We start from the raw sequence: 17,463 nt of genomic DNA on the forward strand, positions 1-17,463 counted from the left end.
TCTAGCATATCGCAAAATGTTCGAATATCAAACTTTTTTGTAAAAAACTTGTTGATAATGTTCTCGTTGTGGTTATACTATTTTTAGCAATCCATCAGCACTCTCAGTCGATGGCTGCTAAGACGAATCGAAGCTCAATTAACTATTGAAAGGAAAGTTCCGATGAAATACGTGATTTACAAAGATCGAATTCACCAATGGCGGTGGACTCTGTTTGCCGCGAACAACCGGCGCATCGCCGATTCCGGTGAGAGTTATCACAACAAGAACGACTGTTTACACGCAATCAATCTTGTTAAAGGTACTTCGCAAGCGCCTGTTTACGAGCAGTAATGAGCGCAACGCCTACAAGGCATTATGAATCAAATAACAGCGATTATTTAATGGGGGGCAATCAATGAAGATTCTAGTTTAAAAAAGGCAAGTCCGAAGACTTGCCTTTGGGTGAACTTAGTAAACTAAATTCGGTGTGAGAGCTAGAATTATTGTTTGCTGAGTCGCCTAAGTCAAGTTGGATCACAAATTTTGCTGTGGGTCTTTTGGCCTAACAGTTGGTTGTTTCAAATTTTTCTTAGGATTATTGACATGCAAACCGAAGTAAAAGACAAACACGATGGCAAGCCATCGACTTACCACATCATTGTAAACGGCAGACCTCGTGAGGTTACTGGCGAGCATATTACCTACCAACAGGTAGTTGCTCTTGCTTTTCCGCATGATACGGCCCATGACCAAGTGCTCTATTCGGTGCATTACACTGGTCCGCATATGGCCGATGGCACGTTGGCAGAAGGCCAATCCGTTAAATTACACAATGGGGTAAAGTTCGATGTCACTAAAACCAATCGCTCATAACGCGGCTGTACAGCGCTTAATTGACGAAGGGTTTGAGGTTGAAATCCGACACCAGCATTTGCTGGTGTCTTCAATCCCCTACGTCACTCCGTCACGACAAATTGACTTGGGCGTTTTGGTCTGTCGATATTTAGATACCGATAATCTAAATCCAAAGCCGGATGACCACACGGTTTGGTTCCAAGGTGATAGGCCATGTAACAGCTTTGGGCAACCCCTCAGCACGCTTATTAATCATTCCAACCCAAGCACGTTGTTCGACCAGTTTCAGGTGCAGCATTTTTGCTCAAACAAGCCAGATGGAATTCCAGATTTTCCGGCTGACTATTTTGTAAAAATGACGCACTACATTGAGTTACTGGTTGCTCAGGCAAGAGTCATCGATCCAAATGCCGATGCACGGACTGGCCGCGTAATCGAGTCACGGGAAGAGGATGCAATCTTCTGCTATCCAGATTCGGCATCAGTAAGGGCCGGTATTGTGGCGGCTAGTCAAAAACTGGAAATGCCACGTATCGGTATTGTCGGTGCTGGTGGAACCGGTGGCTATATTCTCGATCAAGTGGCAAAAACGCCGGTAAGGGAAATTCATCTCTTCGATGGAGATGAGCTAAAGCCGCACAATGCGTTTAGGATGCCAAGCGCAGTTTCCATCGAAACATTGCGTAACCGGCCCAAGAAGGTGGACTACTTCCACGCACACTACAGTCAGTTGCGCCGTGGGATAGTCCCCCATCCGTACTATATCGATGGAAGTAACATTCAGACACTAAACGGCTTCGATTTTGTGTTCGTTTCAGTCGATGACGGCCCTTCGCGTAAATTGATTTGCGAATACCTGAGCAGTAATGGCATTCCATTCGTTGATGTAGGAATGGGGCTCGAAAAGGATGACGCATCCAATAGCATTTTTGGTCTATGCCGGGTAACGATGGGGACACCAAAGAAAAGCGACCACTTACCGGCAAGATTGCCAATAGTTGATGATCAGGCAGATGCGCTTTACCGCAGTAATATCCAGGTTGCGGACATGAACGCGATGAACGCTATATTGGCTGTTTTCAAATGGAAGCAGTATTTTGGCTTCTACTTGGACTACGACTTAGCGCATAACCTGAGCTTTTCAGCTGCAATGTTATCTGTGGTTCGAGAAGATCAAGGATAGAAGGTGTGCTTTTCATGAAACGAACAACGATTACTCCGGTATTCGTCGACTTCATTCCTGAAAAGTTGGATGAGGGCGTTATTTACATCAGTGAATCCTACAAAACCATCGTTCATCGATGTTGTTGCGGGTGTGGCCACGAAGAGCTATTGTCAAATCTGGTGTTCAGGGCTAAATCAAGCGGCGATCCGGTCAGTGGTATCGACTTCAATGCCATCCTTGAATGGGATGCCGGTAATCACTTTGGCAAGATAATCAAATCCTCGCTGGCGACGCCAGGTTTTCTCGGCTGATTGACCCAGTTTAAACAGCATGTGCAGCATGCCATCCCGCGAGAGACAGCCCTTGGCTCGGGTAGTCCGGTGCCGGATGGTGGCGAAGGTCGATTCAATGGGGTTGGTCGTTCGGATGCTTTGCCAGTGCTGTGCCGGAAAGTCATAGAACGCCAATAGTTCATTTCGATCCTTGTACAAACACTCAACCGCCTTGGGATATTTGGCCTCAAACAGCGTGGCAAACTGATCAAATGCCCGCTCAGCATGCTGTTGGGTGTCAGCCTGCCAGATGTCGTAGAGCGATTGCTTCATCTTCGGCTGTACCGATTGCGGCACACGGTTCAGCACATTGTTCATCTTGTGTACCCAGCAGCGTTGCTGCCGGGTGTCGCTGTAGACTTCGTCCAGCGCCGACCAGAAGCCCATCGCGCCGTCACCTATGGCCAGCTTAGGGGCATTCATGCCGCGCGCCTTCAGACCCTGCAGCACTTCCCGCCAACTCTGCGTCGATTCGCGCACGCCGTCTTCAATCGCCAGAAAGCGCTTCTCGCCGCGCTCATTGACGCCGATGATGACTAAGGCACACAGTTTGGCGTCTTCCGCTCGTAAACCGCTATAGATGCCGTCGGCCCACACATAAACCCATTGGTCACGATCCAGGCGAGTCGCTCGCCAATCGGTATATTCGGCTGCCCAATCGCGTTTTAAACGCGCCACGGTACTGGCCGATAGCCCCTTGGCTTCCGACCCCACCAACACTTCCAGCGCCGCTTCCATTTCACCCGTGGAAATGCCTTTCAGGTATAGCCAGGGCAACGCGGCAGACAGAGAACGTGTCTTACGGACATACGGCGGTACCAGAGCCGAACGAAAGGTAGCGCTTTGGCCGTCTTTCGCCCGAACCTTCGGCACTTTAACGGATACGGGGCCGATGCCGGTCTGAATCTCACGTTCCGGCTGATAACCGTTGCGGACCACCGCTGCCCGGCCATTGTTCAGCTTCCGCTCGCTGAAGGCTTCCAGATAGATCGCCAATTCGGCTTCGATCGCTTGCTCAATCAGCTTGCGCGCCCCTTGCCGAATCAGGTCGGTCAAAGGATCGGCGTTCTCTTCTCGACTCGACAGGTCGATTACATTACTCTTCTTCATCGTGGCGTATTCCTCGGTTGATCGTTTTGTTTGGTCACAAATAATCAACCAGATACGCCGCTTCTCTTCAACTCCAAACACCAGATTTAGTTATAGCTCGGCCACGAAGTAGTAACGCCCTTGTCTCCAGCGGATTGGCAGTTAAAGAAAGAAGGCAAGTTAATAACCCTCAGACCGTCCATAGGCAACTGGAATTATCCTTGCCAATCGCATTATCTGATTACTAGGAATAAGGTCGAATGGGCGGGAAGAATGACAAAGCTGCAAATCCAACGGGTTCAGGAGCGCGACCGGAAAGATAAAGAACGTTATATCGCTCATACGCTCATGAATCGGCTGCATCAGTTGGGTAGCTGCGGTCGTGATGATGGTACAGGAATAGAGCGTTTTTGCTTCGTGCTCCCAATGTTCCCAAAGCCCAGCAAAGGCAAATAACTGATTGTCTTGGCGGTGAATATGAAAGGCTTGTTTGTGCTATTCCAATTTCTGCCACTCATAAAATCCGTTTGCGACAATTAAGCAACGGCGTTTATGGAAGGCTGCGCGAAAACTGGGTTTTTCTCTGATGGCTTCCGCACGGGCGTTGATCAGGTGATGGCTGTTTTTATCATCCTTAGACCATGACGGCACTAAGCCCCAAAACAGGTTTACCGATTTCAACGATTGGTCGTCTAGCTCAACGATGCACAGGATCTTTTGCGCAGGTGTAATGTTGTAGCTGGGTTGAAAGCGCGGCAAACGTGGCAACTGAAAATGTTCAGCTATGCTTTCCGGCGTTGCCGTGAGGTTGTAGCGACCGCACATATTGACAACCCTCAATATGTAGCCTAAAAATCTATTTCTCGTTACGTCGACATTTTTGCGCGTGAAGGTTCTAAGTTTCGTAAGCGTCTGGCGATGATCGGGTCATATCAGATTTTTAGAATGACAATAGCAAGGCCTGGTGTTTCAAGCGATGGTCAAGGGTTGGCTTTGCGTATCCAATAAATTTGTCTGCCAATCAATAACTCACCTTAAACGTCGGACTATCCTCGGGCCGAGTTTTCCGGTGATCGTAAATGCGCGTTGTTGAGATATTGGCGTGGCCCAGCCATTCCTGAACCTTAGCTATGTCGGCCTGGTGATCAAGGGCATTCGTGGCCGCCGTCGCCCGCAGCGAATGCGCTCCGATTTCAAAGCCAAGCTGTGCTGAATAGGTCCGCACGATCTTATAGACGCCATCGGCGGTGATCGACTTGCCGCCATTGTCTTTAGTGTTGTGACTGACTGGTCGAAACAGGGCGCCGTTTTCATCTCCTGCATGTCCGGCTAGTTCAAGATAGTCATGCACCAGGGCGCTTGCCGCAGGGTGCAGCGGCACATAGCGGGTTTTGCCGCCTTTGCCGGAGACTTTTAAATGCGGCACGCCGCGTCGCTCATGTTTGAAGTCTTTAACCTTGAGCTTGCACAGCTCGTCACGGCGCAGGGCGTGATAGAGCAGTGTCGCCAGGATAGCCCGGTCTCGCTTGTTTTTTAGCGTATCGCCTTCTGGAGCATCCAACAGTTCGCGGGCTTGGTGGTCGCCAAGTGCCGGTGTCCGGCCTTCGCCGCTATCGACTTTGGGTCGTTTGACACCTTTAACCGGGTTATGAATCACGGCGTTTTTGTCGCACAGATAATCAAACAGCGAGGACAAGGCCGATAACCGGTGCCGAATGGTGGTACCGTTCAAAACCCGGTTACCCAAATCATCCCGCCAGGCGATGACATGCGCTCGGGCCACGTCGCGGAATTCTTCCGGTCGTTGGATGCCAGTGAAACGCATGAAGTCTTCAACGGCATTTTGGTACGCGCGGCGGGTTTGCGGATTGGTCAGGTTGGCGAACCACTCGACCTCGGGCGGTACGTCGGACAGCCGGCGGAAGTCTTCGGCGGTCAGGAGCCGGTTGCTGGTGGAGGAAAGCGTGATCGCTTTATCGGGCCGGTCCATCAAGCCTCCCGCTTTTCCTTGCTATGCCAAACCCGAATAATGACGACAGTATCGCCATTAATCCGGTAACGCAGAACATAGGCGCCGGCGCCGAACGGCAAAAAGAGTTCTCGACGCTCCGATCCATCATTCATGGGGCGTCCAATCTGGGGGAAGCCAGCAAGAGCGCTGGCCCCATCGCGTAACGTTTGCCCGGCGCGCGCGGCAGCCTTTGGATTCTTTTCTTGAAGGAATGCCCGCAAGCGCTCGACATCCATCAAGGCGTCGGGAAGCCAGACTATTTGGGACACGATAGCTCACTTTCGCTTCCCCAGGATGAGAGCCAGGCATCGACGGCTTCATTTGGTATGGCATGGCCGGTTTGTTGGTATTTCTGCCAACGCTCCATGTCTTCGCGCTTTTCACGCTCATACGCTTCTTCGCGTTCGACATATTCCTCGATGGCGGCCTTCATCAGCCAGTGAGGCGTTCGGTCTTTGGCCTGGCTCAGTAGCTTCAGTCGAGCATGAAGAGTCTCGTCCAGCTTGATGCCGGTGCTGATGGTCTTTGATAGTGTGTCAGTTTGTTTCATGGTGGCACCTCATGCCACTTATTTACACTGAGTAACAACAAGTGTCAATGTTGCTCAGCTCACGGGATTTTTGTCGGTATATTACTATTGATAAAATACGTTATCAATAGTAAATGGGTTCGAATTTGGTCGAGATAAGAGGCCGGATTTTACTGGACGGCTTTGGCAAAATTTGCCATGATCGAACGCAGAGTCCATTAATGAGGTCGACCCATGGCGAGCATTTGGACGATATGGAGGCCACTATCACCCGGCAAGGCTATGGTCTACGGGAATTGGTGCAGAACTTCGACGCCAAACCTGCTGAAATCAAAGCGCTGTTCGCTAACCAACTTGATCCGGTTCGTGCCAGCGAGTTACTGGATCGCATGCGCTTGGCTGGATTACCGATCTGAATTCGCTAGGGTTTCAGTTGCAAATAATCCTGGTTTACGGCGGATGATTGCAGGTTTGCGACAACGATTGCAGGTTCAGTTGCAAATAATCTCGGTTTGAGCGCCCGTCAGTTGCAGTTAATTCCGGTCGAAAATTGCGCTGATTGCTGGTTTGTGGGTTTTCGATTGCAAGCCGCTACAATTAGACGTCGGTGAAGGCCTGTCATTGCGCGAAGCGATACAATCCGTCAGTAACAAAATAATTTTAGCCGAGGTTTAAAGCATGAAAACCATAGAATTAGACGACGAAACGGCGGCGGTTTTAAATGAACTGGCGGGTAATGAACACCTTAGCGTGGGTCAATTGCTGAAAAGGCTGGCGCAAAGCTATCAACAGCAGCAAGACGTAAAGGCGAGTCCCCGCCTACTAACCGATTTTGCCGGTGTTTTGGCGGATTCGCCCTCATTCAAAGGCGACCCGCTCGCTATTCAACAGGCGATGCGCGATGAATGGTCTTAGCTATTTGCTGGATACCAATATCATCATAGGTTTGCTTATAGGCAACCCAGACGCAATTGCCAGATTGGCGGGTATCGATTCACCAAGCTGCGCTTACAGTGCGATTACACGCATGGAGTTGCTGAGCTTTCCTGATTTGACGGATGTAGAAGCGGCGTTTATCAGGCAATTATTGGAACCGATGACCTATCTCGCCGTTAGTCGGGCTATTGAGGATAGCACCATTGAGTTCCGGCAGTTTCATCGCGTCAAATTGCCTGACGCCATTATCGCCGCAACCGCGCAAACACACGGCCTCCAGTTGTTGACACTGGACAAAAAACTAGCCGCCAGACTGTAAAGTCACTTTTATGAACGCCGAATCCATTGTTTCCAAAGTCTGGAGTTTTTGTACCACCCTGCGCGACGACGGCGTGGGGTATGGCGATTATCTGGAACAGCTGACCTATCTGATCTTTTGAAAATGGCTGACGAATACAGCCGGCCACCGCATAACCGCAATGTCGGCATTCCCGCCGAATACAACTGGCAAAGCCTGAAAGCCAAAAAGGGCGCGGCGCTGGAAGGCCATTATGTGGTGCTGCTGCGCGAGCTGGGTAATCAGCCGGGTATGTTGGGGCAAATCTTCACCAAGGCGCAAAACAAGATTCAGGATCCGGCCAAGTTGTCGCGTTTGATCGATATGGTCAACGATACCGATTGGGTGGTGATGGGTGCGGATACCAAAGGCACCATCTACGAGGGTTTGCTGGAAAAGAATGCCGAAGATACCAAATCCGGCGCCGGCCAATACTTTGCGCCACGGGCTTTGATCAAGGCGATGGTGGAATGTGTGCGGCCCGAGCCGGGTAAGTCGATTGCCGACCCGGCCTGCGGCACCGGTGGTTTCTTTTTGGCGGCCTATGACTTTTTAAAAGCCAACTACCCGCTGGATAAAAAGAAGTTGGCATTCTTAAAACACGAAACCTTTTACGGTAACGAAATCGTCGCCAACACCCGCCGCATGTGCTTGATGAATATGTTTTTGCATAACATCGGCGAGATCGACGGCAATAGCGCCATTTCATCCAACGATGCCTTGGTGGCGCCACCGGCAGAAGCCGTCGATTACGTGCTGGCTAATCCGCCGTTTGGTAAGAAAAGCAGCATGACTTTTACCAACGAGGAAGGCGAGCAGGAAAAGGACGATCTGACTTATAACCGCCAGGATTTTTGGGCAACCACATCCAACAAGCAGCTTAATTTTGTGCAGCACATTCGCAGCCTGCTGAAAATCAGTGGCCGCGCGGCGGTGGTGGTGCCGGATAACGTGTTGTTCGAAGGCGGCGCCGGCGAGTTGGTGCGCAAAAAGCTGATGCAGAATACCGATCTACACACCATTTTGCGGCTGCCGACCGGCATTTTCTACGCCAACGGCGTCAAGGCGAACGTGCTTTTCTTCGATAACCGCGAGGCCAGCCCCAACCCATGGACCAAGGAAATCTGGTACTACGATTACCGCACCAATATTCATCACACCCTGAAAAAGAAGCCGCTGCGGTTTGAGGATTTGCAGGATTTTATCGCCTGCTACAACCCGGCCAACCGCCACCAGCGCAGCGAAACCTGGCACGAACAAAATAACCCCGAAGGCCGCTGGCGCAAGTTCAGCTATGAGCAAGTTCTGGCGCGGGATAAGACCAGTCTGGACATTTTCTGGCTCAAGGATAAATCGCTGGCCGACCTGGATAATCTGCCGGAACCGGACGACATCGCCGCCGAGATTATCGACAATGTGGAGGCTGGGTTGGCTTGTTTTCGGGAGATTGCCGGGGTGTTGGGTTAATGGTTACCTGACGTCGTGGATAAAAATGCCAGCCATTTCTCAGCTAATGATTTACCCGGCTTGGCATAATCAAAGCTGCAAATGCTGCCTGTATTGCCAAGTCGGGTACCTTCTTTCGCTTTGGCTGCCTCTTTGGTGATTATGCAGTAGTACCTGAAAGGTGGGCATTTTTAATGATGTCGCTTGGCAAGTACCGTGGTCATTCCTCAGATTGTGACTTGCATCGTAGCAACCGAGAGGAATTTGCGGCAACATGCATCTAAAAAATTTAACTTGCCACTACTGCTGGGATCGTTCCAATTGGTTATCACTTGGTCAGCGTTCAAAGTTAAACTGGACAGCCAGCCCACTACACTTTCCGATGCGATTGAGAGATTGCTATTGATTTTGCGTGCGGAAGATAAACGAACTATCGCGGCAATGACCGAGGAGGATTTGTGCGACCTCCATTTTAGTCTTGGTCTACTGATCCGGAATGCTTGGTTGCATCAGGCGGACAGTGATTTGCTCGCTGCGTGCGGGACTCATTCTTCAGATGAAGCTTCTTGTCGGGTTATCGGCACATTATGGCGGGCGTTACAACCTTAAGGACGTAATATGGGTATACAAGATCGAGACTATTACTGGGAAAGACATCAGGCGGCATCAAAAGCAAACGTTTCTGACTTCGACAATTTGCGCCGACACCGTCCACCACCGACCAACCGGTCTTCTGGGAACTTAAAATACCTCTTAACGCCGGCCATGATACTTTTCAGCCTCTGGTTGGGCACCGATAAGCTTCTAAGGCTGCGAGCCGCACACCATCCAGTATCGCCGACTATTTCAATTCCGACGGGGAACACTCCGGTTGCTATGCCTATTTCTGGGGGGCTTGAAATAGCGGCCGATCGACAAGGACATTTCCGGGGAACCGTGTTGATCAATAATGTGCCGATGCCTTTTTTGATCGATACCGGCGCGACCATGACCTCCATTCCAGCGCGCTTTGCCGATGCCGCTGATCTACCGGTCGGCAGGCCCATTAATAGCAATACCGCGGGTGGACAGGTGATTGATCGGCTGACCCAAATCAATAGCCTGAAAATTGGCAATGCGGAAATCAGAAATCTCGATGCGACGATCAACCAGCATCTGGATGAAGTCTTAGTTGGCATGAACACCTTGAAATATTTCACCATTACCCAAAGCCATAACAGGATGACGCTGGTGGCCAATGGTTCTTCACCGGAACAAATAGTCAGGGCGCCTGTTATGTCCCCGGTCCCAATTCGACCGGCCACACTGGCCGTCGAGCAACCGATTGCAACACCTGAAATTAAGCGAGTGACCAAGGTGAAAAAGACGGTAAATTGCAACGCGCAACAAGTTTGCACGACGACGTATAGCGACCACTAAATGTAACGGCTCGCAATGAAAAATGATCGAACTCAAATATATCGCCGATTTCGGCTCAAATTAAATGCAAATTAGCTTGGATTTATTCGCTCAGGCCATCAATCCATTTCTGTGGGTCCACTTTAACTGCAAATTAAATCAGGCGGAGAGCCAGCCAGTCGACTGGCTGGGTGACAGACTTTTGCTGGACTCATTTGGCAAAGTTTGCCATGATCGGCAACAGAATCCATTACTAAGGTCGAACAATGGCCACGATGAATATTTCCCTCCCCGAACCCCTGAAGGAATTTGTTGATGAACAGGTGCAAGAACACGGTTATAGCACCTCCAGCGAGTATGTCCGCACCTTGATTCGTAAGGATCAGGTTCAACAGGCTGAGCTACGGATTGTCGCGCTCATGGCGGAAGGCTTGGAATCCGGCCCCGCCGTTGCCGTTGATGATGCCTATTGGAAGGCTAAACGCGAGGCTCTCCAGCAGAAGCATCCGGGGCAATGACAAAACCCGTTCGTGTCCGCCCGTTGGCCGACACAGAAATCGACGCTTTGGCGGATTATATCGCCCGCGACAACCCCCACGCGGCGCTGCGCTTTCTGGAGGCCACACAGCAAACTTTTGATCGCATTCGCGAACAACCTGGGATTGGTTCGCGGCGGTATGCCCACCTACCCATGCTGAGCGGTTTACGTTTTTGGCCAGTTGAAGGGTTTGAAAAACACTTGGTATTTTATCTCGAACGGGAAAACCATATTGACGTCCTGCGAGTTTTACACAGTGCTAGGAATGTGCCTATGATACTTCTCAACGAGGAGTGATAGTTCGGTGGATTGTCGTCAGAGCTATGCTCAAAATCTGTAGCAACAGGATTCGGAAAAAAAGCCGAAAGCCGAAAGCCGACAAAAAATTTTTCTGGCCTTTAGGCGCTGGCCAGCGTTGGAAGAATTGATCCTAAATTCGGTTCTTTCATTTCCAGGCAAAGAGCAATGGCGACGTAGAAGGGTAGTGCGAGACAAGATTGATGCGTTGTTTGAGGAAACGATAAGGAGCGCCGAGGGATACTATAACTATCGATTTTCTACTCGAAAATGCAACCATCTTCATCGTATTCAAGCCGGCGAATCTCCGTTTTCTGAATATTAATCGTCCGGCGATTTAGTCACCATTGGCAATACCTAAATCCCAAAGCACATTGCATTTGCGACAGTATGCGCTCCAACTGTCTGGAACTTCTTTTCTTGAATTTTTTGTTATCGTCTTTCCAAGACAACTTGGACATGTAACATGGTATAGCTTGTAAAAAATCATGGCGAAAACCAGGCAACCATATCCAAGAATGAAAATTACGATATACCCAATAAGATGGTTATTTTTCATTAAAAAGTCTTCAGCCAGATAGACACCTGCCTGACTGCCAATCAGTAGCAATCCAAGACAAAAAAAGGTTTTTTTGGGGATGGTAAACGTTTCATGTTTTTTCACGTGCATATGAGCGCCTTGTATTCCGCCTAGCCCCGAAGCGAATCAACCGGCGTGGTAGCGACGGTCGTTGTTGAGTATTGTTATGTGGCTATGACCACTATTTTGGTTCTGTGTTGCATTTTTTTGTTTTTAGTATGCACTGTTATCCAAGGCTTTGGAGTGTCCCGGCCGACTTATAGGAGAGCAGAGTTGATTCCGACAGAACGATTCCTTGATGCCATTTTTAACGAATATAACGATGCAGCAATCGAGAAAAAACATTTTCAATACAAAACAGTCGAGCCTATCAAGGCCATTTTTCTTACCGAGTTCATTATGTTGGCAGAAATGCCGGACGGGTACCCTCACTGCATTGCCATATACATGCCTCACACCGACAATTTTATTGTAATAACTGCAGTAGCCTTGCCGAATAACTGGAATTTGTTGAGCGGTTAGTAACTAATGCAGGCGGCGTTCAATTTCTCTAACAATGGCAGCTTTAGTTCGTTGTGGACTATATACAGCACAGATTTAAAGTATTGGTCATTTGCATAGCCCAACAAACAAAACCCTTCGAATTGAAAAAAAAGCCCCTTATTCAGGGGCTAAAATCGAAGGCGACTATTGATGATCGGTATCAAACTTCGCCTGTTCAAATTGTATTAGATCGTCATTGTCCACGCGCTCGTAAATCGCTTCCACGGACAAGGTCAGTTGAATCGAATCGAACGTGACGTGATCCCCCAGATAATAATACTCCGAACGCCAGTCGCGTTTCCGGCGCATCACGATGATCGAGACGATATCCTGTTCGATCAGCACATATTCCTCAAGTGCTGGAATATTGATGTAGTAAAGCAACTTTTTAGTGGTATCGATTTTACGAGTCGAATTCGATAGCACTTCGACAATCAGCAGGGGCGACGTTAGAAAATCCTCATCGCCTGCCGCATTCGTACAATCCACTACGACATCCGGATAAAAGTAGTTCTGACCGGCTTTCACCTTGGTATCGGCCATGAACGCCTCGCAAGGCCGGCCTTTTAAATGACTGCGAAACTCGCCAAGCACGTTGGCTGAAATCCGCGAATGGTTGTGATTCGCGCCGGCCATGGCCAGAACCCGGCCATCGAGATATTCGTGTTTAGTTTCGGACACGCGCTCGCTCGCGAGGTATTGCGCCTCGGTCATGAAAGACTCGCTGGATTGTAACGTCATCGCTGGTTCCGTAGAGTGTGGAGAGTGTGTGTTCATGCTGGTTTCCTCGAATTGTTATGAAAAACCGTCGGGAAAACAAGCCCCCAGACCGGGAAGCTGTTTCCCGTCCGGGCGGATTGCGATTGAATCGCGTTAAGCGTTAAAACATCCCCCTAACGCGATCGTCAGGGGGATGGGGTTAATCGCCGACAGACTGCTCGGCGTGTATTTTCCTCAGAATGCTATCGAGGACAGTCGGCAATAGCGCGCCGAACCGGCCTCGAAAGTCTAAAGGCTGTTGTTTTGCGTAACGTCTGGCCGCCAAACCTAACCGTTGTCTAACCCAAGGACTGGCCTTGAATTGGCTTCTCAGCCAGGTCAAATAGGCGTCGTCGTCGCCCGTCCAATCCGCCGGCGGCGAAAAGGGCGACTCGGGATGGTCAGGCTCCGTATCCAGCGTTTGCGCGTCGAAGACGAATTTCGAGGTCATGACGGCCGTTCGAGGTCGGTTAAAGCGGGTTCCGCTATCGAAACGGCTGCCAGCTGTCCATCAGGGGCAATCTCCACCACGAATCGGTTGCCGTGCAACACTTTGCATCCGGTAAGATCCGGCATCAGCCGTTTCAACGCGTCGGCCGGATCATCGGCCGTATTCGCCACGATGAAATGGCTGAATTGCTCGACGTCCTGATCGTGACAGGAACCTTGATAGTCATCGTCGTTCTCGCAGAAACGCGACACCTGTTCCAGCACGTCACCCCACTTTTCCTGGCAGGGAATCAGGACGATATCGTCTTGCTCGTTGCCGGTATAAGCACCGTGTGCGTCGATATCAACACTATCGGCGCCGATCCGAATCCGGTAAGCCCGGCAAAACACCGCGGTCACCCAAACCCAGATGCCTTGAAATTGCGCGCGATGTGACTCCTCAAGGATCTCACTCCGCACTTCTTCTTGGCTCAAGTGCCGCAGGTAGGGCTGTACCCAATGCCCGGCGTCGAATCGGTTATCGATAAGCACCCAGCCCTTTTTCCAAGCCAGCAGGTATCGCAAGGCCCCATCGGACTGGAGATCGTCGTCAATCGTCACCAATTGCACTTGTCCGCTTTTGACGGCGGACTGGGTAATTGGTTGGTCAACCATTTCCAGAAAGTCGCCAAACAGGTCGGTATCGCAGACCGGCGGCCGTTGGATGCGGGAGACTAGCGCTTTGGGCAGTTGGTCGACATCGTTGAGTAAGTGTATCAAGCCGCACTCGCGTAGCACCGGGTAGTAGGTCAGGAAATCGTCCGCGCTCAAGGCCGTTTTCAGTGTCATGAGCTGGCTTTCGACCGCCGCGGCGATCGCCTCATGGATCAGCTTAATCACATCGGCTTCATCCACCAATTTGTCGCGATCCGGTAAGCGGGCCATGAATTGAGCGCTATCCAGATGCACGATATTGCCAAGGTGGCTGGTGTCTCCGATACGGTAATAGTGGCCTCGATATACCGGTAGGCCTTGCAAATACACCAAGCAATCCCGGTAATACCGATACGAATCGATCAGGTTGATCAAGCGAATTTCGCCGACCGGCGATGCCACAAACTCCGCCGCCCCGATAGAATCGATGGCGTTGGGTCGCGGTAGCGAGACTCCGTTAAAATGCACCGGAATTGGAAAACCGGCCGCTAATTCCTCCAGGGTATTTTTGAGTTTACCTGGGTCGATATCGACCAGCCGGATTTCGGTCAGACCGTTCCAATCGGTCACCGGCGAAACCTCCACCGGTTGAAACCCCAGGATATGATCGGTATCGACCGAAAAACACCCGCCTTTACTGGATAACCCCAGGTGCCGGCAGGCGAAGATCGCGGATAGAAAACCGACGCCAAAGGCGTGTTCCTTCGCAATCAGTTCCATGTCCCAGCTGGACTCGGCGACGGTGAGCAGGGTTTCGAGCGAATCGATTCCGCAGCCGTCGTCCGTCACGGTCAAGGTGTTGGTATCGGCGCAGTAGTCGAACGCGACATAGCTGGCGCCGGCCCGGCGGGCATTCTGCATCAGTTCACCCAAATACGTCGTCCGATTGGTAAAACTCCACTTCAGACTGTGGACTAAATTTTCAGGGTTTACTTTCAGTTGTAGGGGTGCGTTCATGGTGTTTTTCCTCAATTAAATTGGAACGTCGAGGAAATCGAGACGCACCCCTGGCGGGGAATGTCCGTTTCCCCGAGTCATTGGGTTTTAACGCGCGTCACCGGGTTATCCCATGTGATGCGCGCGGGTGGTGTTAAGCTGCCAGAGCCTCACCGCCAAACGAATGGCTGGCGTTTCCAGCAAGCCTGTACGGTTCGGTCGCAAGACTAATCCGCGTCGTTTTTCGGAGCGTATCCGTCACAATTCGAATACTGTCCAGGCCGGACAGCTTGAATTGCGAAACGATCGGTCCGCCGCAGACGAGGGATAGGCCGTTTTCCTGTTCTTCGTCCAGATTGATATCGCCCCAATCGCCGTTGGCATGTCGGTCCAACAACGCTGTCATTTCGACACCGCAGGCGGTTAACAACGCCAGTGCGGCGATAGAGGTTTGTATCCTTCCGTTTGAGAGTGATACGAGTGCAGTCATGGTTCCTTCTCCAAAAATGACGGGGAACACAGGCTCCCGTACGGGAAAGACGGTGCTCCCCGCAAGGGTGGTTTCAAAAAGGCTCGGTTAATATTCGTCCGGCAACAATATGGTTGTCGCCGAATGATCGGCTTCGGTAATGACCCAGACGGTGTCCTGTCCGGAAATTTGGTAAACCGACATCAACCGTCCGCCTTCTGCCAATGCGGCTTCGTTTAATGCACGATCCTCGTCGCATAGATCACCCCAATCGCCGCAGGCGTGGCGTGAGAGCAAGTGGCCTGGATCGAGCAGCGTCTTTTGCAGCAGGGCTACCGCACCGGGCGTTGCCACGGTGATACCGAGCGGGAAGGGCCGCTTTTGCGGTTGGTTCCGGATCAGACGGACGGCGTAGCTTTCAGCTACCCTTGCGTCGATTTCCTCCGAAAACCTGACCGTCCAATGCCGAATATCTTCAACATCGGCCGTGTCAGGCACAGTCACGCGGAGGGGCTCCAGGATGTTACGACCTTGACTTTCATAGTCGGCCGTCAATACCCATTCGCATCCCCAAAGGGTTAAATAGACATAAGCTTTCTTCGGTCCGACCGCGGTGGCGTAGCACTTGGTGGCAATGGCCACACTGTCAAGTGCGATCCAGTCGCGGTTTGTCAACGATTGCTGTACGGTGCGTTTAATGGCATCGCCAGGGATTTGTCGGTGGTCTGTCATGGTTTTCTCCTCAGAAAATGTCCCGACAAGCCGCACCCAAACGGGTAGGGTACCCGTCGGGGTTAAATACAATGTCAATCGCGCCCGGTTACTGCAGTGCGTGCCAATACCGCGTCGCTTCAGCTTCAGACAAAAAAGCGGCCTGCTGCCGGTCGTTCACCCAAACTTGCCAGGGTAAATCGTCGTTTTCGCACTCGATTAGCCCGTGCTTGTCGACGGGCAAGGCAAAGCGTTGGCCTTGAATGAAGGCAGCAAACGGATTTGCCCGCCGTTTGTTTGCAAAGCCGGCATGGACTTGGCCGTCGATCGTGACCGACCACGGATAATCGACGTGGACCCCTTTTTGGATGGCAACGTCGCCGACCCGAAAGGTCGGGTGCTGGTAAAGGGTCTGTAGTGGACTGTCGATCCGCACGATACAGTGGTCCAAAATAGCCGGACCGCCGATTTCACCCGATTCGATCAGCAACGGCACCTTGATGTCGCCGCAGGATCGACCGATTCGGCCGATGACATCGTTCTCGTCGAACCAGGACTGTCCCATTACCGGGTCGCCATAGTACAAACGGATTTTCCGTTGCGTACCCTGTACTTCCTCAAGCAGAGCAATGACTTCTTGCGGTGTGTCCTCGTGATAACAGGTGCCGGACGGCAGACGCTGATAGCGAACTGTATTTCCGTGACTGGTCTGTTCAATAATGGGGTTTTGCATGATGTTCTCCAGTTGAAGCGGGAACACCACGCCCCAGTCGGGAACAGGTATTCCCGCAGGGTAAGGCACTGGTGAGACCAGTAGTTAACTTAAGATAGGGTCGGTCTTTGGCTTAATCGAGGAGTAAGCTTGACGCCAATACCTTTTCACAACAAGCCATGCTCAGCGAATGAATGCACGGTTTCGCCGACGATGAAGTGATCAAGTACACGAACGTCAATCAAGGCCAAGGCTTCTTGAAGTTTTGCTGTAATCGCGCGATCGGCCCGACTAGGTTCGCTAATCCCCGACGGGTGGTTATGCGCCATAATCAGAGCTGCCGCATTATGGCGCAGCGCAGCTTTGACCACTTCGCGCGGATACACGGTAGCGCCGTCAATCGTCCCCCGGAACAATTCATCGCAAGCGATAACGCGATGTTGATTGTCCAAGAACAGACACAGAAATACTTCGTGCTCGTATGGCGCCAACTTCAATTTGATACAGTCCTTCGCATGGTCCGGACTGTTCAAGGCTTCACCTCGACTGAACGTGCGGTTGTAGATCTTAATGGCCTCTGATATGACATCCTGTTCATCAGCCATACGATAACTATTATTGGTTTCTTGAATGAATAACATGGGCTTTCTCCGGTAATCTTAAAATGTGGAGAAAGCCGCCCCTCTTCCGGGGTA

General features: G+C 51.1%; 23 protein-coding genes and 3 pseudogenes. 13 read left to right on the forward strand and 13 right to left on the reverse strand.

Annotated elements, in window-relative coordinates; all coding sequences use genetic code 11:
* Positions 1-162: 162 nt before the first annotated feature.
* The 3 genes from VXJ35_RS23570 (at position 163) to VXJ35_RS23580 (ending at position 2,020) form a co-directional block, all read left to right on the forward strand.
* Positions 163-333 (forward strand): DUF1508 domain-containing protein, encoded by a 171-nt coding sequence (locus VXJ35_RS23570; RefSeq protein ID WP_064490064.1) that lies wholly within the window; start codon positions 163-165, stop codon positions 331-333.
* A gap of 252 nt (positions 334-585) precedes the next feature.
* Positions 586-855, forward strand: a complete 270-nt coding sequence (locus VXJ35_RS23575; protein WP_157198353.1) for a multiubiquitin domain-containing protein — start codon at positions 586-588, stop codon at positions 853-855.
* Complete coding sequence (locus VXJ35_RS23580) at positions 830-2,020, forward strand: ThiF family adenylyltransferase (protein ID WP_064023794.1); 1,191 nt, start codon at positions 830-832, stop codon at positions 2,018-2,020. The genes VXJ35_RS23575 and VXJ35_RS23580 overlap by 26 nt, the downstream gene beginning before the upstream one ends.
* 176 nt (positions 2,021-2,196) lie before the next feature.
* Here the strand turns inward: VXJ35_RS23580 and VXJ35_RS23585 are convergent, their stop codons facing one another.
* Positions 2,197-3,444, reverse strand: a complete 1,248-nt coding sequence (locus VXJ35_RS23585; RefSeq protein ID WP_064023669.1) for an IS256 family transposase — start codon at positions 3,442-3,444, stop codon at positions 2,197-2,199.
* Positions 3,445-3,564: 120 nt separating this feature from the next.
* Here VXJ35_RS23585 and VXJ35_RS23590 point away from each other — a divergent pair, with 120 nt between their 5' ends.
* Positions 3,565-3,879, forward strand: coding sequence for a DUF6527 family protein (locus tag VXJ35_RS23590; RefSeq protein WP_231914938.1), 315 nt, complete (start codon positions 3,565-3,567; stop codon positions 3,877-3,879).
* Here the strand turns inward: VXJ35_RS23590 and VXJ35_RS23595 are convergent.
* From VXJ35_RS23595 to VXJ35_RS23610, 4 genes and pseudogenes are all read right to left on the reverse strand, one after another.
* Positions 3,820-4,248 (reverse strand): annotated as a pseudogene (locus VXJ35_RS23595) (SOS response-associated peptidase); the annotation flags it as partial. The gene VXJ35_RS23590 and the pseudogene VXJ35_RS23595 overlap by 60 nt on opposite strands.
* A 196-nt stretch (positions 4,249-4,444) precedes the next feature.
* Positions 4,445-5,413, reverse strand: coding sequence for a tyrosine-type recombinase/integrase (locus VXJ35_RS23600; protein ID WP_064023795.1), 969 nt, complete (start codon positions 5,411-5,413; stop codon positions 4,445-4,447).
* Positions 5,413-5,670, reverse strand: coding sequence for a type II toxin-antitoxin system RelE/ParE family toxin (locus tag VXJ35_RS23605; RefSeq protein ID WP_222101883.1), 258 nt, complete (start codon positions 5,668-5,670; stop codon positions 5,413-5,415). The genes VXJ35_RS23600 and VXJ35_RS23605 overlap by 1 nt, the downstream gene beginning before the upstream one ends.
* A 20-nt stretch (positions 5,671-5,690) precedes the next feature.
* Positions 5,691-5,984: a CopG family ribbon-helix-helix protein gene (locus VXJ35_RS23610; protein WP_064023797.1), complete on the reverse strand. Its 294-nt coding sequence runs from the start codon at positions 5,982-5,984 to the stop codon at positions 5,691-5,693.
* 221 nt (positions 5,985-6,205) lie between these two features.
* On the opposite strand from VXJ35_RS23610, the pseudogene VXJ35_RS23615 reads away from it, so the two are divergent.
* The 8 genes and pseudogenes from VXJ35_RS23615 to VXJ35_RS23650 form a co-directional block, all read left to right on the forward strand.
* Positions 6,206-6,379: pseudogene (locus VXJ35_RS23615) on the forward strand (AAA family ATPase); the annotation flags it as partial.
* A 262-nt stretch (positions 6,380-6,641) separates the two neighbouring features.
* Positions 6,642-6,878: a ribbon-helix-helix protein, CopG family gene (locus tag VXJ35_RS23620; RefSeq protein WP_064023799.1), complete on the forward strand. Its 237-nt coding sequence runs from the start codon at positions 6,642-6,644 to the stop codon at positions 6,876-6,878.
* Positions 6,865-7,218, forward strand: a complete 354-nt coding sequence (locus tag VXJ35_RS23625) for a type II toxin-antitoxin system VapC family toxin (protein ID WP_064023800.1) — start codon at positions 6,865-6,867, stop codon at positions 7,216-7,218. The genes VXJ35_RS23620 and VXJ35_RS23625 overlap by 14 nt, the downstream gene beginning before the upstream one ends.
* A gap of 10 nt (positions 7,219-7,228) precedes the next feature.
* Positions 7,229-8,703, forward strand: a pseudogene (locus VXJ35_RS23630) (N-6 DNA methylase).
* 243 nt (positions 8,704-8,946) lie between these two features.
* Positions 8,947-9,291 carry a DUF6794 domain-containing protein gene (locus VXJ35_RS23635; RefSeq protein ID WP_231879510.1) on the forward strand — a complete coding sequence of 115 codons (345 nt, stop codon included), beginning with the start codon at positions 8,947-8,949 and terminating at the stop codon, positions 9,289-9,291.
* A gap of 9 nt (positions 9,292-9,300) precedes the next feature.
* Positions 9,301-10,101: a TIGR02281 family clan AA aspartic protease gene (locus VXJ35_RS23640; protein WP_064023801.1), complete on the forward strand. Its 801-nt coding sequence runs from the start codon at positions 9,301-9,303 to the stop codon at positions 10,099-10,101.
* 245 nt (positions 10,102-10,346) lie between these two features.
* Positions 10,347-10,598, forward strand: coding sequence for a type II toxin-antitoxin system ParD family antitoxin (locus VXJ35_RS23645; RefSeq protein WP_064023802.1), 252 nt, complete (start codon positions 10,347-10,349; stop codon positions 10,596-10,598).
* Complete coding sequence (locus VXJ35_RS23650) at positions 10,595-10,915, forward strand: type II toxin-antitoxin system RelE/ParE family toxin (RefSeq protein ID WP_064023803.1); 321 nt, start codon at positions 10,595-10,597, stop codon at positions 10,913-10,915. The genes VXJ35_RS23645 and VXJ35_RS23650 overlap by 4 nt, the downstream gene beginning before the upstream one ends.
* A 337-nt stretch (positions 10,916-11,252) precedes the next feature.
* Here VXJ35_RS23650 and VXJ35_RS23655 read toward each other — a convergent pair whose 3' ends face one another.
* On the reverse strand, positions 11,253-11,579 hold the full coding sequence (locus VXJ35_RS23655; RefSeq protein ID WP_157198354.1) for a hypothetical protein: 327 nt from the start codon (positions 11,577-11,579) through the stop codon (positions 11,253-11,255).
* Between the two features lie 189 nt (positions 11,580-11,768).
* Between VXJ35_RS23655 and VXJ35_RS23660 the strand changes: the two genes are divergently transcribed.
* Entirely contained in the window at positions 11,769-12,017 is a 249-nt protein-coding gene (locus tag VXJ35_RS23660) for a hypothetical protein (RefSeq protein ID WP_140911878.1), read from the forward strand.
* Between the two features lie 165 nt (positions 12,018-12,182).
* On the opposite strand, the gene VXJ35_RS23665 is transcribed toward VXJ35_RS23660, so the two are convergent.
* The 7 genes from VXJ35_RS23665 to radC form a co-directional block, all read right to left on the reverse strand.
* A complete protein-coding gene (locus VXJ35_RS23665) occupies positions 12,183-12,815 on the reverse strand; it encodes a Uma2 family endonuclease (RefSeq protein ID WP_231879509.1) in 633 nt (210 codons plus the stop codon).
* Positions 12,816-12,957: 142 nt separating this feature from the next.
* A complete protein-coding gene (locus VXJ35_RS23670) occupies positions 12,958-13,248 on the reverse strand; it encodes a hypothetical protein (RefSeq protein WP_064023806.1) in 291 nt (96 codons plus the stop codon).
* Positions 13,245-14,897, reverse strand: a complete 1,653-nt coding sequence (locus tag VXJ35_RS23675; RefSeq protein ID WP_197485088.1) for a hypothetical protein — start codon at positions 14,895-14,897, stop codon at positions 13,245-13,247. Before VXJ35_RS23675 ends, VXJ35_RS23670 begins: the two co-directional genes overlap by 4 nt.
* Positions 14,898-15,030: 133 nt before the next feature.
* Positions 15,031-15,366: a hypothetical protein gene (locus VXJ35_RS23680; RefSeq protein ID WP_157198355.1), complete on the reverse strand. Its 336-nt coding sequence runs from the start codon at positions 15,364-15,366 to the stop codon at positions 15,031-15,033.
* An 87-nt stretch (positions 15,367-15,453) separates the two neighbouring features.
* Complete coding sequence (locus VXJ35_RS23685; RefSeq protein ID WP_331711097.1) at positions 15,454-16,077, reverse strand: hypothetical protein; 624 nt, start codon at positions 16,075-16,077, stop codon at positions 15,454-15,456.
* A gap of 88 nt (positions 16,078-16,165) precedes the next feature.
* Positions 16,166-16,789, reverse strand: coding sequence for a hypothetical protein (locus VXJ35_RS23690; protein WP_197496108.1), 624 nt, complete (start codon positions 16,787-16,789; stop codon positions 16,166-16,168).
* A 146-nt stretch (positions 16,790-16,935) separates the two neighbouring features.
* The gene (radC, locus tag VXJ35_RS23695; protein ID WP_064023810.1) at positions 16,936-17,409 is read right to left on the reverse strand and encodes a RadC family protein; all 474 of its coding nucleotides are present in this window, start codon (positions 17,407-17,409) and stop codon (positions 16,936-16,938) included.
* Positions 17,410-17,463 lie beyond the last annotated feature (54 nt).

The organism is Methylomonas sp. DH-1 (genome assembly GCF_046097555.1).
GTDB classification, from domain to species: domain Bacteria; phylum Pseudomonadota; class Gammaproteobacteria; order Methylococcales; family Methylomonadaceae; genus Methylomonas; species Methylomonas koyamae.